17 protein-coding genes are annotated in these 15,244 nt (G+C 35.2%); 9 read left to right on the top strand and 8 right to left on the bottom strand.

The window, feature by feature from the left end; genetic code table 11:
* Positions 1–115 precede the first annotated feature (115 nt).
* Positions 116–976 carry an alpha/beta fold hydrolase gene (locus ACFVSW_RS14330; protein ID WP_387317141.1) on the bottom strand — a complete coding sequence of 287 codons (861 nt, stop codon included), beginning with the start codon at positions 974–976 and terminating at the stop codon, positions 116–118.
* 396 nt (positions 977–1,372) lie between these two features.
* On the opposite strand from ACFVSW_RS14330, the gene ACFVSW_RS14325 reads away from it, so the two are divergent.
* The 3 genes from ACFVSW_RS14325 (at position 1,373) to ACFVSW_RS14315 (ending at position 4,227) form a co-directional block, all read left to right on the top strand.
* Complete coding sequence (locus ACFVSW_RS14325) at positions 1,373–2,182, top strand: class I SAM-dependent methyltransferase (RefSeq protein WP_387317139.1); 810 nt, start codon at positions 1,373–1,375, stop codon at positions 2,180–2,182.
* Positions 2,183–2,390: 208 nt separating this feature from the next.
* Positions 2,391–3,107: a helix-turn-helix transcriptional regulator gene (locus ACFVSW_RS14320; protein WP_387317136.1), complete on the top strand. Its 717-nt coding sequence runs from the start codon at positions 2,391–2,393 to the stop codon at positions 3,105–3,107.
* A gap of 181 nt (positions 3,108–3,288) precedes the next feature.
* The gene (locus ACFVSW_RS14315; RefSeq protein WP_387317135.1) at positions 3,289–4,227 is read left to right on the top strand and encodes a DMT family transporter; all 939 of its coding nucleotides are present in this window, start codon (positions 3,289–3,291) and stop codon (positions 4,225–4,227) included.
* A 105-nt stretch (positions 4,228–4,332) separates the two neighbouring features.
* On the opposite strand, the gene ACFVSW_RS14310 is transcribed toward ACFVSW_RS14315, so the two are convergent.
* On the bottom strand, positions 4,333–4,704 hold the full coding sequence (locus tag ACFVSW_RS14310) for a hypothetical protein (protein ID WP_387317132.1): 372 nt from the start codon (positions 4,702–4,704) through the stop codon (positions 4,333–4,335).
* A 186-nt stretch (positions 4,705–4,890) separates the two neighbouring features.
* Between ACFVSW_RS14310 and ACFVSW_RS14305 the strand changes: the two genes are divergently transcribed.
* The 3 genes from ACFVSW_RS14305 to ACFVSW_RS14295 all read left to right on the top strand — a co-directional run bounded on the left by ACFVSW_RS14305 (position 4,891) and on the right by ACFVSW_RS14295 (position 7,211).
* Positions 4,891–5,772: an aminoglycoside 6-adenylyltransferase gene (locus ACFVSW_RS14305; protein ID WP_387317129.1), complete on the top strand. Its 882-nt coding sequence runs from the start codon at positions 4,891–4,893 to the stop codon at positions 5,770–5,772.
* A gap of 14 nt (positions 5,773–5,786) precedes the next feature.
* The gene (locus tag ACFVSW_RS14300) at positions 5,787–6,218 is read left to right on the top strand and encodes a cytidine deaminase (RefSeq protein WP_387317127.1); all 432 of its coding nucleotides are present in this window, start codon (positions 5,787–5,789) and stop codon (positions 6,216–6,218) included.
* A gap of 144 nt (positions 6,219–6,362) precedes the next feature.
* Positions 6,363–7,211: a hypothetical protein gene (locus ACFVSW_RS14295; protein ID WP_387317124.1), complete on the top strand. Its 849-nt coding sequence runs from the start codon at positions 6,363–6,365 to the stop codon at positions 7,209–7,211.
* A gap of 420 nt (positions 7,212–7,631) precedes the next feature.
* Here the strand turns inward: ACFVSW_RS14295 and ACFVSW_RS14290 are convergent, their stop codons facing one another.
* From ACFVSW_RS14290 to ACFVSW_RS14275, 4 genes are all read right to left on the bottom strand, one after another.
* A complete protein-coding gene (locus ACFVSW_RS14290; RefSeq protein ID WP_387317122.1) occupies positions 7,632–7,934 on the bottom strand; it encodes a hypothetical protein in 303 nt (100 codons plus the stop codon).
* A gap of 92 nt (positions 7,935–8,026) precedes the next feature.
* Complete coding sequence (locus ACFVSW_RS14285; protein WP_387317120.1) at positions 8,027–9,292, bottom strand: cation:proton antiporter; 1,266 nt, start codon at positions 9,290–9,292, stop codon at positions 8,027–8,029.
* 4 nt (positions 9,293–9,296) lie between these two features.
* Positions 9,297–9,794 carry a cation:proton antiporter regulatory subunit gene (locus ACFVSW_RS14280; RefSeq protein WP_387317119.1) on the bottom strand — a complete coding sequence of 166 codons (498 nt, stop codon included), beginning with the start codon at positions 9,792–9,794 and terminating at the stop codon, positions 9,297–9,299.
* Between the two features lie 47 nt (positions 9,795–9,841).
* A complete protein-coding gene (locus ACFVSW_RS14275) occupies positions 9,842–10,402 on the bottom strand; it encodes a tyrosine-type recombinase/integrase (protein ID WP_387317116.1) in 561 nt (186 codons plus the stop codon).
* 298 nt (positions 10,403–10,700) lie between these two features.
* Between ACFVSW_RS14275 and ACFVSW_RS14270 the strand changes: the two genes are divergently transcribed.
* Positions 10,701–11,447, top strand: a complete 747-nt coding sequence (locus tag ACFVSW_RS14270) for an aminoglycoside phosphotransferase family protein (RefSeq protein WP_387317114.1) — start codon at positions 10,701–10,703, stop codon at positions 11,445–11,447.
* A 566-nt stretch (positions 11,448–12,013) separates the two neighbouring features.
* On the opposite strand, the gene ACFVSW_RS14265 is transcribed toward ACFVSW_RS14270, so the two are convergent.
* Entirely contained in the window at positions 12,014–12,487 is a 474-nt protein-coding gene (locus ACFVSW_RS14265) for a DinB family protein (protein ID WP_387317112.1), read from the bottom strand.
* Between the two features lie 209 nt (positions 12,488–12,696).
* Between ACFVSW_RS14265 and ACFVSW_RS14260 the strand changes: the two genes are divergently transcribed.
* Together ACFVSW_RS14260 and ACFVSW_RS14255 are read left to right on the top strand one after the other, a co-directional pair.
* On the top strand, positions 12,697–13,122 hold the full coding sequence (locus tag ACFVSW_RS14260; protein ID WP_387317111.1) for a DUF1801 domain-containing protein: 426 nt from the start codon (positions 12,697–12,699) through the stop codon (positions 13,120–13,122).
* A gap of 25 nt (positions 13,123–13,147) precedes the next feature.
* On the top strand, positions 13,148–13,762 hold the full coding sequence (locus tag ACFVSW_RS14255; RefSeq protein WP_387317108.1) for a VanZ family protein: 615 nt from the start codon (positions 13,148–13,150) through the stop codon (positions 13,760–13,762).
* 358 nt (positions 13,763–14,120) lie between these two features.
* Here ACFVSW_RS14255 and ACFVSW_RS14250 read toward each other — a convergent pair whose 3' ends face one another.
* Positions 14,121–14,990: an AraC family transcriptional regulator gene (locus ACFVSW_RS14250; protein ID WP_387317106.1), complete on the bottom strand. Its 870-nt coding sequence runs from the start codon at positions 14,988–14,990 to the stop codon at positions 14,121–14,123.
* Positions 14,991–15,244: the final 254 nt, after the last annotated feature.

The following is a 15,244-nucleotide window of genomic DNA, read 5'->3' as shown; positions in this document are numbered from 1 at the left end:
AAATTAGTATCATTGCTGCATATTAAATTCACCTTTTTGTTACATAATAAAGTGTTATCGGTAGTTATAAAGAAGTAATTATAATATGTCGAATTTTTTGAATATTATATAGTTCTTAACTAAGAAAATATCGCTTTATGTGTCTTGCAACTTCAATTGGATTATGTTCATTACAAGGAGAAAGATGATGTAATTTTGGGAGAATTAATGTTTGTGTTTTTGGAATTGTTCGACCTAATATTCGAATCATTTGGTGCACTGTTTCTGGACTTTTTTCTCCAGAAACTAATAAAATATTTGCATTAATGATTTGATAATTGTTGTAAGTTCCTTCTAAGCGTTTTACTTCCCTATGCTCACATAAATTTGCTGGTAATAATTCTTTTGTTTTAATCCAATGATCTCCACGTATTACCATACGTAAGATAAGTTTTGCGTACCAGTTTGGCATTCTTGTTAAAGGACTATGGCCTGCACCCTTTACAAAACTAGTAAATGCTTCTCTAAAATCTTTTTGGTTCATGGCCTTTTCATATTTTAATATCCAGTCCCAATCTGTTGGTATTGAATCTATAGAAACTCCAGGTTCATAGAGAGCTATTTTGGTAAAAGATTGAAATGTACGTGCAGTTTCTAAAGCTACGAGTCCACCATAGCTGTGTCCAAATACATAAATTGCACCTGTTACTTTTTGTAGCGCTTGAATATCTTCGCATTCTTTGTTAATAGAATACTCACTTCCCTGAGGTCCACTCATCCCTCGTCCTCTTCGATCAATGATGTGGACTGTAAATGAATCCGATAGTTCTTGGGCAAGCTTGCTAAGGTCCCTCGAATCATTTAATGCACCATGGATTAGAATAAGACTGGGTCCTTCACCGATACTTTGATAACTAATGACTGTACCATCTTGTGATGTAAGTGTTGATTGAGTGAATGTATCTAATGGGTATGCACTTTTTAAGATGTTTGACATATATAGTTTCGCTCCTCTGTATACAAGGTTAGATTGAATTTATTATTGCTTACTTTACAATAGATTCGTATCAGATAAAGATTATTCCTGTTTATATAATCCATACAAAGCTAGTTAACAATAATCGCACATTTTAGGATGTACGAAAAACGCGAATCCCTTGGCGCAAAAATATTAGCGTTTTTCGTTTTAGTCGTATATTCAGGATTCTATACAATTTCGATAAATCAACGATTTCGCACTCTCAATTACACCTGTTGGTCATCGGACATCTCACTAACGTTATTACGGGGTTGCTGCTACAACCTTCCATTATCAGAGCAGAAGCGTAAGAAGGATTTAAAGTTTGGTTTATCGAATTAAATGGAGTAAATACATAAAATACAGGAGAAAATTATGTGTGAAATCATTAACTATTACAGTCAATTTGATGAGTGGGGAAGGCTTGACCGTGAACCGATAGAGTTTCAAGTGAATTGGCACTATATTAAAAAATATCTGCCAAAAACCGGAAACGTTCTGGATAATGGAGCTGGACCGGGAAAATACTCAATGGAGCTTGCTAAAGAAGGGTATAGAGTAACACTAACCGATTTAACGCCTAAATTAGTTGAAATTGCAGAAGGTAAGGCGAACGAGCTTCAATTAGAAGGACAATTTAATGGCTTTTATGCTGCTGATGCTAGAGAACTTAATATGATTAAAGATGAACAGTTCGATGCATCATTAATGCTGGGACCCATGTATCATTTACAGGAAGAACAAGGCCGTATACAGGCAGTTCAAGAATTAAATAGAGTAACAAAGAAGAACGGACTTGTTTTTGTCGCCTTTATGCCAAGAATTAGACACATACTTACATCACTCTTATCACCAGAGCATTGGAAGCCAAACGATAATATGGATACCGTTTTGCAATTCTCGCAATCAGGTTGCTTTAATCACGCGGACGAAGGACGATTTACTGGTGTTTACTATTTTAATATTGAAGACATTAATCCTTTTATGGAAGCACAAGGATTTGAAACGTTGGAATTAATAGGTTCAAATATAGGAGCTATTTTAAACAATGATAGTTGGAGTTACTGGAGTGACAAGGGTGAACAAGAGGTCAAAAAAATTATAAGATTACTAAAAGAAAGAGCGGCAGACCCTTATACTTTGGGAATATCCACTCACTTGCTTTATATAGGCAGGAAAAAATGAATATTTTGGTCAGAGTTCCTCGTTGATTTAAAGCGGCGAGGGACTGACCTAGTGGTCCCTTAAATAAGGTATGATGAATATAAAATCGAATTTTCATTAAATTTTCAAACATTTGGTACTATAAAAGAAGTTTTATTAAAAGGGTTCTTATCATCGAATATTGTTGATCCGAATGGTGTTAGAATTTTCAGCGTAGGAGGATTGTAGATTGGAAGAGCTTAAAGATTTTATGGCAGAACGAAGAACTTATAATACAACTCAAGAAACTCATTCTCATTGTTATGCTCAATTAATTTTTCCTCTCCAAGGACAACTTTCTATAAAAGAAGGGGTACAGGAACTTCGGCTAGATCATGAAACATTATTTTTTCTTCCTCCCCAGTGTATTCATACTTTTCATTCGGTTGTCCGTAATGAGTTTTTAATTTTAGATATCCCACATTTTATGCTTACCAGAAATGAGTTGCAGAATAGGGGATATTCATGGAAATTAAATAATCAATGGAAAGGCATTCGATATCTTATCCTAAATGAAATCGACCAAAAACCTTTAAATCAATCTGCGCTTAAGGAACTATACCCATATATTTCATATTATTTACTTCAAGACCAACAACCTAAATCAATCAGTTATATCCATGAACATTATAATGAGAAAATTACGGTACATAAATTAGCATCGCTTGAACATTATAATCGTTCCTATTATTCGGATTGGTTTCTAAAAGAAACTGGAAAATCCCCTTCATCATATATACAAGAAGTACGATTAAATAAAGCAAAAGAATTGCTCCGTAATACAGATTTACCCATTTTACACATTGCGATCCAAGTCGGATTAGACCATCAATCCTCGTTAACACGTTTGTTCCAGAAATATGAGGGAATTACACCTAGCCAATTTCGAAAAAATACAGGCTTTTAGAAAAATAAAGGTTAAAATAAATGACATTTGGTTAAAAGGTTCTGATTTTTAGTCAAAAATTTAATACCAATGAAATGTAAAATTAAATTATGGACCAACTTGGTTAAGGTCCAGTGCCCTTGATAACTGTGATTATGTTTAGTCACAGTTATTTTTTTATTAACAGTTAAAGGAGAAAAATATGAAAACGTTATTGGGCTTATTTTTTACACTTTTATGGTCATCTGCGGCGATTGCCACAAAATTTGGCTTGTACTCTACCACCCCTTTGATACTAGCTACCACTCGCTTTCTGATTGCTGGAGGCTTGCTATTTCTTTATGTTTATTTGTTCAATAAAAAATATCCTTGGCCTCAGTCACACGAATGGCGTTCACTAATTGTTTTAGGGTTATTGAATACAACCATTTATTTAGGAGCAACCTTTTGGGCGTTAAGTTATGTATCGGCAGGCTTATTTAATTTATTTGTTACAACAAATCCCTTTTTAGTTGCTTTCCTGTCCTATATATGGTTAAAACGAAAAGTTTCTATACAAGAATGGATAGGAATGATTGTTGCAGCTATTGGACTATTCATCGCCACATGGCCATCTATCACAAGCAGTGGGGTGAAAATAAATGGATTGCTTATTTTAGGACTAGGAATGGTATCAATGGCGGTTGGAAGTGTTTATTTTAAAAAAATTAATTTAAATCTACCTAGTGTTGTTATTAATACTTGGCAAGTATCTATTGGCGGAGTAGTGTTAATCCCTATCACCTATATTCTCGAAAAAGATAATTATTTTTTAAAATTGGATTATTATTTACTTGGCTCTTTAATCTGGTTGGTGTTTATTATTTCCATCGGCACTATGTTGCTCTGGTTTTATCTATTAAAACAGGATACGGTAAAGGCTAACAATTGGTTATTTATGACTCCTATTTTTGGATACGTATTAGCTGCTATTTTTTTAAATGAATCTATTAAAATGTTTGATATAATAGCAACAATATTTGTATTAATTGGATTATTCCTTTCGGGCAACATAGCCACCTATCCTAAAAAATTTCAGAACAGAATCAAAAGAGTTAGTTATAAGACTGATAAGCATAAAAATTCAAAGGAATTGGATTAGGGAAAGAAGGTACTCAAAAAGCTAGAAACACAAATTAATATACCTCGAAAAAAAGGCAATAAACTATAAAAAAACCATTAGCATATAACCATTGACATAAAGATATTAGTAACCAAAGTATTTTTTCATATCAATGCCAGAGTTGACATAGTATTCTTTTGTCAAAAGATTACCCGCATCTGTAAATACTTGTAATTCAAGTTTCTTATCCTTTTTTTCGAAAACAAGAATGCCGTCAGGACCTTTTTCAAAAACCACACTATCTGCATCTTCCTTTTTACTACTATTTATCAAGGTGGTTAATTCTTGTATTTTCTTTTTATCTTTTAGTTCCGCAACTTTTTCTGCTTTATCATTCTTTATAATGTACAGGCTTACAATCTCATAGTTCTGATCAACTATTTTTGTGACACTGCATGAAACAAGAATTGAGAGTGAAAAAATCATGAGTGAAAAAAGAAGTATGGTTTTATTCATTGAAATCCACCTTTCATGTACAAGATTCCAGCTCCGGGAATAAACTGACGGGACCATAGAATAGTATGGCGACAGCATCCAAAACACTAGATAGTTTGTTTTAAGTTTAGTTGAAAAAGAACTTTTTGAAAAGTTAAAATTTTTATTATTACAAAAGACAGAAACTCTCTAATGAGGTGAATAGCTATGAGGTCCGAAAAAGAAATGTATGATTTGATTTTAGGGATTGCTCAAAAAGACGAAAGAATTCGAGCTGTTTATATGAACGGTTCGAGAACGAATCCTAATGCGCCAAAGGATATTTTTCAGGACTTTGATATCGTTTATGTCGTGACAGAAACGGCATCCTTCATAAAAGATGAGAAATGGATTAAGAGTTTTGGAGATTTACTTATGATCCAAGAGCCTGATAAGAATGATAAATTGGTTGGAGACGAAATGGATTTTGATAGGTCGTATGGCTATTTAATGCTCTTTACAGATGGAAATCGTATCGACCTTCATATTGAAACCAAAGATACAATGATTGCTGAATATGGCAATGATAAACTGACGGTACCATTATTAGATAAGGACAATATTCTGCCACTCATTCCCGCTGCTACAGATATTGATTACCAAGTAAAAAAGCCATCGGAACCTATGTTTTTTAGTTGTTGTAATGATTTTTGGTGGTGTCTGCAAAACGTCGCCAAAGGAATTTGGCGTGATGAATTACCATACGCAAAGCAAATGTTTGAATATGTTATAAGGGCTAGATTAGATGAGATGGTTTCTTGGTGGGTTGGGATAAACCACGACTTCCAAGTTTCAACGGGAAAAATGGGAAAGTATTTCAAAAAGTACCTTCCTGAATCATATTGGGAGATGTATGAAAACACTTATTCCGACCATAACTATGAGAATTTTTGGAGTTCTATATTTGCCACTTGTGAATTGTTTAGAAGTTTGGCAAAAGATGTTGCAGATAATTTATTGTTTACATATCAAATGGATGACGATAAAAATATGACGGAATATCTTAAACATGTAAGAAATTTACCTGCTGATGCAACAAAAATATTTTAAAATGGGGGATTTAAATGTTGAAAGTAAAAGCTTTGGATAGTAAAGATTATGAGTTAATAAAAGAAGCTGAAAAGGTAATTGAAAAAAACTATAAATATGGACGGCATCATATTGGAGCAGCAGTATCCACAAAATCAGGGAATATTTATTCAGCAGTGCATCTTGAAGCTAATGTTGGGAGAATAACCGTTTGTGGAGAGGCTATGGCAATTGGGAAGTCTGTTTCAGAAGGTGATCATGAATTTGATACGATAGTAGCGGTTGCTCATCCACACCCTCACGAAAATATAGATAAGTGTTGGATAGTTGCTCCTTGTGGTATGTGTCGTGAATTAATAAGTGATTACGGTGAAGATATCGAGGTCATTATTCCGTATAAAGGTGAAATTGTAAAATGCAATGTTTTGGAATTGCTTCCTGAAAAATATTCAAAGGAAATTGAATAAAAACCTTGTTGAAGTACTGTTGTAAGTAACTAAACTAATTAGATAAATAAAGGTAAAGATTCAATAAGAGCGAATTTTTTCTAATAAAGGGCTACTTTGGGGGAAATATACAAAATATATTTATTCAAAAAGGCTGTTGATTAGATGAAAGTAAAATGGTTCTTATCCGTATTCGTTGCGCTAGTAATAACGATTGTTCCAGTCGCATCTGCTATTACTCCTTTTAAGGTGTTTGTGAATGGTCAGCCAGTTTTCGGTACTCCTTCCATTGTACAGTTTATAGGTGGTTTGCCCTTCGTTTCTATTGAATCGATAAGCAGCGAACTGAAATTGGATGTCGAATATGATATGAAGAACAAGACGCTTCATATTTCGAATATAGCAGAACCTCAATCCGAAGTTGTGGCCACGCTAAAGAAAGCAAAAGCGACCCTTTACGCGACAAAAAGAGAAGGGGACTTAGAAAAATTCAGGTTGGAGATGGATGGAGGAATTAGATGGTTCCCTTATTGGAGAAGTACTGCTGCTCCTGCATTTGGTCCAAGATTATTTTTCGAAGATATTAACGAGGACGGAAAAGAAGAGTTGGTCATCGTATTAACAACTGATCATGGTACAGGAATCATGATTACGGAAGCACATGTCCTACAAAAAACGATGACAAACATTGGAGAAATATTTGAGGAAAAGTTAATTGATAATCCAGTGGCAATCATCAATAAGAATGTAAAAACGAAAAAAGTATCTAATGACCAAGTGGAGATAACGATAGGTAAAAAGAAAACAAATGACACTACTCATGACTACTTGAAACATGAGCAGATTGATTTCTCTGTATATAAAAACGAACTAGTAGTTTTTATAAGCGGCCACATTTCTCCACCAACAGAAGGCGGAATTCTTATTACCTATCAATTCAAGGATAATATGTACCAAACAAAAAATATCGAATATTTAAAAAAACGTCCGGATTTTTTCAATAGTGCTGAATAGAGTATAAAAAAAGACGACTCTAAAATTCCAAAAGTGAATTTTTAGGCGTCTTTTTGTTCATTAGGGTATCTATCTGATTAAAAGAACTCTGTTGATTGTAACGGAAGGCGGCGAAGACTCCTGCGGGAGTACGGGGCAGGTGAGACCCCGCAGGCGCTAGCGCCGAGGAGGCTCACCGGCACGCCCGCGGAAAGCGAAGCCGCCTGGAGTGGAAATCAACAGACTATTTATTCACACAATCTAAATTTAAGAGACTTTTTCAGTGCCCTCGACTTTAATACGGAGAGTTCTTTTCAATAAATAGGAGTTGCGATTGCATATGGAACTTCTAAGCGACCGAATCCCTTTTTGGAATCAATGAAACGGTCGCTTAACAATCCAATTCCAGATTACGAGACCAAATATTCTTTATCACAAGAATTAATTTTTCCATTTCTTTTTGCTTAATACATAAATACTGCCGCCAAGTGTAAGTACGGAAATAAACTTACTGGCTATGAATAGATAACTGGTGGTTTGAGAATCAAGAGTGATGTGCGGGAGTATTATGAGGGCAAGAACGACAAGTATGCTAAAAAGGAGTATGGAATAATAATATTGATAGGCTTTGTTAATAATCATACTTCCTTTATCATCATTTTCCTGAGTGAAAACAAGGATTGCATATGATAAGACTAAGATTGTAACATACGTTAATAAAACAATGACAATGCCGATGCTCATAATTAAATTCCTCCTTTCTTAAGGGAGTTCTATAGTGAATAAAGCTAACAAAGTGGGAAGGTATAATCCCGCTTCGTTAGCTTTTTTCTTATTTACGCTCCAGGGCTATTGTTTTCTTCCGTATGTTTTTTAGGGATAGATGTAGATTGCCGTTTAGTTTTTATCTTATTTTCCCATTGGAAAATTCTATTTAATAATTGATATATATTTTTAGACTCTTTCGTTAATAAAGGACCAAGAATAGCCAAGATTAGAACATAAACCGCGGTAAATGGTTTTAGGATAGGCATCAAGCCTCCAGCAAGTCCTAAATTAGCAACAATGATCGAAAATTCACCCCGAGAAACGATTGTTAATCCGATATTTGAAGAGGCCTTATAAGACAAACCAGCTTTTCTTCCGGAAATCATTCCCGCTACAAAGTTGCTAATGATTGTTAGGATTACAGCACCTAAAGCTAGCCAGATGGCACCACCTAAGCTAAATGGATCAATACTTAAACCGAAGCTGAAGAAAAATAGTGCCCCAAAGAAATCTCTAAACGGGATAACTAACTTTTCGATACGTTCGCGATGTTCTGTTTCAGAAAAGACTAACCCCAGTAATAGTGCACCAATGGCTTCAGCAACATGGAGTTTTTCTGAAAAACCGGCGACAAAAAATAGTGAAGCAAAGATAACGAGGATGAAAATCTCATTAGACTTAATGTTTAATAGTTTATTAAGAATTGGAGCCCCTTTGCGGGCGATAACGAAAAATAGAATCATATAACCAAGTGAAATTAGAACTGAAGTGATCGTGCCTAAAATCGTCGTTGACCCACCGAGTAAAAGACCTGACATAATAGAGAGGAATATAGCTAGGAAAATATCATCAAATAAAATTATACCTAAGATTAATTCTGTTTCTGAATTCGCTGTTCTTTTTAAATCAACTAAAACCTTAGCGACGATGGCTGAAGAGGAGACACTAAGGAGACCTGCAATAATGAACGTTTCCATAATAGGGAAGCCTACAGACAATCCATAAATGAATCCTAAAATGAAATTAAGTGCTACATAAATAGTTCCACCAACTACAATAGACCGCCCTGAACGAATTAATTTTCCTACAGAGAATTCCAGCCCAAGGTAAAATAATAAAAACAAAACCCCAATGCGCCCGAAAAATTCAATTATTTCTGAGCTTTCTATGAATCTAAGATCGATTATTCCAAAATGCGGTGCATGGGGACCAACTACCATCCCTAAAAGAATCAGAAATGGAATGATGGAGAATTTTAACCTGCCTGCTAACAATGCTGCTACGGCCACTAAAATTAACGCTGTACCTACCTCGAAAACTAAGTGATTTGTCATAGTATCACCCGTCCCTTCTTGAAAGAATTTCTTTTACAATCGTTTTTACTTGATTGCGCTGTCCAGACACGATGACTGTATCTCCTATTTCTAAAAGGGTTTCAGGACCAGGGGTATGAATTTTTTTCTGATTGCGCTTGATTAGCGCGACGATATTTACGTCATAGGATTGACGGATATTTAAATTTCCGATGGTTTGATTAACCGCTAATGCTCCAGGTTCCACCTTAGACCATTCAATTACCAAATCATCAAATGCCATCTCAATCGTTTCTAATGCCTTTGGCGCGTAAGTCATTCCGCCAATAATCGCAGCAATCTGCCTTGCTTCCGTATCATCAAACGTTGTGCTGGAAATGGCTTCCTCGTAATCCTCTTGATCAAAATAATAAATGTCTCTTCTGCCGTCATCATGAATAATAACCACTATTTTGTCCTTGCTCTTGGTGATGATTTCATACTTTTTCCCGATACCTGGAAGTTCGATTTCGCGAATATTCATTATCTATTCCTCCTATATGGTTTGATCATGGATTAAGAATTTGAGCTTTAAAGGTTCACATCGATTTCAGTTCTTATTTTTTCATCTTTGGATATTCCCAGATATTTGAGTGTTTCGGAAGGGGTTGAATGATTGAAATGCTTTTGCAATAGTGAAATGGCTATTCCACGTTTATAAGCATGAAATCCAAAGGTTTTCCTTAGTGAGTTGGTGCCGATTTTTCCTCCGATGCCAATTGCTTCTGCTGCCTGATGGATTATACGATAAGCTTGTTGGCGGGTAATCGGTTTGTCGGTTTTACTGGACTTAAACAAAAAATCTTCACCTGATAAATGATGAGTATGAACAAAATGGGCAATAGCCTGTTTTACTTTTTGGTTAAGGTAGACTTCCTTCACCGTTTCTTTATGTGCCAACAAATAGAACTTTTTAACACAGTTTTCTTTGTCTAACACATCCTCAACCTTGATATCCAGCATTTCGGTAATTTTTAACCCAGTATTAATTCCAAAGACAAAGAGAACAAAGTCACGCTCAGAATGCTTTTTTAAATACTTCTTTATTGCATTGATTTGCTTGATGTCTCTTAACGCTTCAACATATTCCATTAATAAACGCCCCTCAATCCATGTTACTTAATATTATTATATCATGGTATTATGTAACATGTAAATTTATATAATTAGATAAAGAACATTATTAACGCATTATTCCGATTTAATTCTCGTCCTTTTCAACAAGAATGTAGTAATATGTAAATAATAGGATGGATTTTCTGAACAGAAAAGTGGGATTTGAAATGAAATTTATGAGATACTTTCTTCATTAACAAACTGGTAGCGATTGCCGACCCACGACAATTGTTTCTTGTAAAAACAGAGAAAATATTGGAAAGAGGGATAACAAATGAATTTAGGCACTCCAATAGCAAGTGGAAATACAGCCAAAATATATCTTTACGAAAACAGGATTGTCAAAATATATAATGATTATTTTACGACGGAATCTTCATATGAAGCAAATAAGCAAAAATATGCGTATTCGTGTGGACTTTCTGTCCCGAAAATATTAGATGTTACGAAAATAGACGGGAAACAAGCTATTATAATGGAATATATTAAGGGTCGAACAATAGGAGATATCCTATCCGAAAACATGGATCAAGCAGAATATTACATGAATATTTCTGTTGATATACAACAAAAAATCCATATGATTGCCGCTGATTCACTTGAACCGATGTCTGAAAAATTAAGCCGACAAATTGAATCAGCCGATAATCTTGATAAAAGGCATAAGTCTGCTTTAATAGAAAAATTGGATTCAATGACATTTGAGAAAAGGCTCTGTCATGGAGATTATCATTTGTTTAACTTGATCATGACAGATAATAAAGTGACAATTATTGATTGGGTTGATGCCAGTGCGGGGGATATTCGTTCTGACGTATATCGCACATATCTTTTGTATTCACAGGTTTCAATGGAAATAGCGGATTTGTATTTGCATCTTTATTGTGCGAAAAGCGATTTGTCAAAAGACGAGATTTTCCAATGGGCTCCCATAATAGCCGGGGCAAGATTGTCTGAAAATGTTTCAGCAGAAAAATCTGAACGTCTTATAGAGATAGTAAATCATTACTATCCTTTATAACTTCACTTAATAACCTTAATATAATAACTATTAGCACGCTGCTAATACATATGTTAACACCATTGCAAAAGGTAAGTATTACTTTTCAAGAACACATCATATGCTTAAGTAGAAATTAGAGTGTATTGGAAGGAGTCATACCGTTATGCAGAGGATAAAATTTATAATTAAACTATTCCTAATAGAGCCTTTGTGGTTCAAAATACTAATTTCGACAACTTTGCTTATTTCAATTATTTTTAGCAGTTCATTTTTTTCGAATAATGCTTATTTTCAAAGCTGCTCCAAATTAGCTGCGGCAATCTTTTTTTGTGCATATGCTATTAAATTTAGAAGAAATCTTGTTGTTTCTGTCATCTTATTTACTTCAGCAGTTATATGTATTTTTCTTTCCATTCTGGCAATATATAAGTGATTAACGTGGATTGCTCTTTTTTGATATCCATTTTTGGCAGTTTTAGAATTTGGAAATGGATAAAACAGGGGAGAATGTAATTCATACTAAAAAAGAAAAATGGCTTGAAGGTTCCAAACCATTTTTTGGTGAATTCTAACGGTAATAATTTTTATGCATTTTGATTTTGGTTAATGAATGATTCAATTTGCACCATATGTTTTTGATCATGCTCTATCATTCCAATAAAGTAATTACCTAGAATAATATTCTCCCTGCCAGGGAGCGGTCTAGCAAATCGTTCCGCATCCAATGCACGCAAGAGGGATAATAATTGTTTCCTAATAGATATGAACTCATCTATCAGCTGATCCTTCGTTATTCCTGATCTGGCATATCTTGATGCAGACCTGTTTATTTCTTCTACATCGATGGCCATTTGCGGGAATGGCTCGTTTTTTAATAGATACGAAATCCTATTATCAATCATAAATTGATCCCATGCAATAAAATGTGAAATCACGTCGGCAATTCCCCATGAACCTTCTCGCAATGGCAGGAACCATAAATCGTCCGACAAAGCTTTTAGAGAATGCACCCGGTCAATAAAAGCTAACTTTTCATTAATGATATCCTCTTTCTTCAATTTGACCCCTCCTCACCACAAAATATTCTATTATTTAATATGTAATTCCTGCAATTTAGCAGGAAAAACAAGATTTTAGGAGTATTGAATAATAAACCGGTGTCCAACTGCAGTTGGACTTACCCTTTAAATGAAGAATATTTCATTAAATAGGGGATATAATGAAGCTATCATGGAGTTAATTTTTTCAAAGAATAGGAGAGATTTTAATGAGCTATCAGCAAAAAACAAAAGAAACGGATCATAGTGTTGTCGAGTTTATTGAGAGTGTCGAGAACCCGAAAAAACGTGAGGATGCCTATAAACTTGTAGATATTTTTTCTGAGACGACAGGATTTGAAGCAAAGATGTGGGGGCCAAGTATTATCGGATTTGGATCTTATCATTATAAATATGATACTGGACATGAAGGCGATGCCCCGTTAGTCGGCTTTTCACCGCGCAAGGCAAAAATTAGTTTGTATTTTGCACCGGGTGAACCAAAACGTGAGGACTTACTTAAGGAGTTTGGAAAGCATACAACAGGAAAAGGATGTGTGTATATCAATAAGGTCGCAGACATTGATATATCAGTACTACAATCACTAATTACACAATCCGTTCAGTTTTTGCAAGCAACCTATCCGAATTCTTAAGCCTATTTGGAAAAAGGACTTATGAATGTTAATTAGAATGAAAACCAACTCACTTTGGTTATCGATAGGCATTTCCCAGCTTCTGTTTGTTATATTATTGCCGATCTGGCTGCGGCTTTTATCCTATCTGCACCCAGTTGTTTTGCTAGTGGTGTGGATGTGTTTGACAATACTTGTATTGTTCGTAGTTTATAGTGTGCGGAGAGAAACCCTCCAAATCTCTAAAACTATATTAAAAAGTGTCATCGGGATTTATAGTTTAGGCTTATTTGTCCTCCTATTCTTCCGCCCGGCAAACCAAGAATATAGTCAAATTAATTTCATCCCATTTAAGACTATTATCGGTTTCCTAACTGGAAACGTGAATTTCCTTGTCGCTTTTTATAATTTAGCAGCAAATATTTTTCTTTTCGCTCCATTTGGTGTGGCGACATTAATGCTTTATAAAAAACCATCGAAGCGTCAGTTATGGTTCGTACCAGTTGTTGCCATACTCCTGATTGAAACGACACAGCATCTTACAAGGCGCGGCACTGCTGATATCGATGATCTTATCTTAAATTTGCTCGGGGTCTGGATGGGTTACTTTTTGTATCCGTTTATTCAAAAAGTGGTGAAAGTCAAAGATTCAGAAGCGTGAACATTACCTGACAACAGAGAGCGAATCGGCTCTGCTGCCTTGAATTTAATGAGAGTTTATTAAGAAATGACTGTTTTAGTAAATGGTGTTGTTAAAATTAAGGTCAAACTCATAAAAGATACAATTTTAGTGTAAAACTAGGCCACTATTCATTGATTTCCATGAATAAATTAACGACCCAACCAGTCTATGGGCGAATTTTTGAATCCTATGGGCGAATATTAGCATTTCAATCGGCGAATTTGCACATTCTATCGGATAATCTAAGAAAACAACAATTTTCTCGAAGTGAGGATTAGGAAATAATTCCAAAAATATAGCGATGCTTGATACAAATCAAGCATCGCTATATTTTTGCTCAGTCTCTCTTCAACGGTATCCAAATTTCGGAGTAGTAATCAGGGCTCCACGGATCTCCATCGAAATAGACTTCTAATTCCGGGGTGCCTGCTGGCGTATACTGATTTGATGGAAACCATTCTGAGGAAATTTGCTTCCAGACCTTCTGGATTGCATCTGGCATAGCTCCGTGAACTTCGAATACTACCCACTTTGATGCGGGAATTTCCAGCTGCATGAATCCATCCGGTGTCTCCCCGTTATATTCTACAGCGATCCAGTAATCAATGAGAGGCTCTGATTGGTAACTGCTTTTATCCACACAAACGCCAACTATCCCATTAATTTCTCCCTTATTCAACTTCACTAATCGGTCGTTTGTTCCGTCTGCATGAACATCATCCCACATTTTTGGAATCCCGATTAAATTTTCTCCATTTACACACGAAAACTCCCGTTTGACGCCAACTACTTGAAAACTGTCTCTTTCAATAATTTTGTAATTCATCGGATCGGCTCCTTTCAGACTCACCTGAATCATCAGGCGGTTATACGATTTCAGCTTTCCAGTATAATTTCTTGCTAGACTTGGTGTAATCCCGTGCTGCCTGCGAAAGGCTTTGGTAAAAGCCTCAGGAGTGTCATAGCCATATTTCAGGGCGACATCAATAACTTTGCTGCTGGTATTCGATAGTTCTTGGGCAGCAAGAGTTAATCGTCTCCGGCGAATATAATCAGCCACTGTTATATCGGTTAATATTGAAAAGGTACGTTGGAAGTGGAATATCGAGACATTCGCCTGTTTTGCAATCCTTTCCATCGATAAAGGTTCTAGTAAATGTTCTTCCATATAGTCAATTGCCCGCTGTAACGATTCTACCCATCCCATATCGCTCACTCCTTGATTCAATCCTAACAATTATCCAATCCGAATTCCTGTCAATTTGTGCTTTGTTTGAACAGGTTTTCTATATTTCTATTTTTGCTTGATTGTTTAGGAATGTCCAATTTTTTAAAAAGAAATTTTGCGATCGAAAAAGTGATTTTGAAATTTATTTCGGGACTCTAAACGTTCTTTTCTTCTGCCTTTGTGATAAAGTGAGGGAGAAATTATTATTTGGGATAAAAATAGGAGAGCGATTA

Origin of the sequence: Neobacillus sp. NPDC058068 (assembly GCF_042885335.1) — a bacterium.
GTDB lineage: Bacteria > Bacillota > Bacilli > Bacillales > Cytobacillaceae > Neobacillus.
This window is presented reverse-complemented; position numbering and strand designations above follow the sequence as displayed.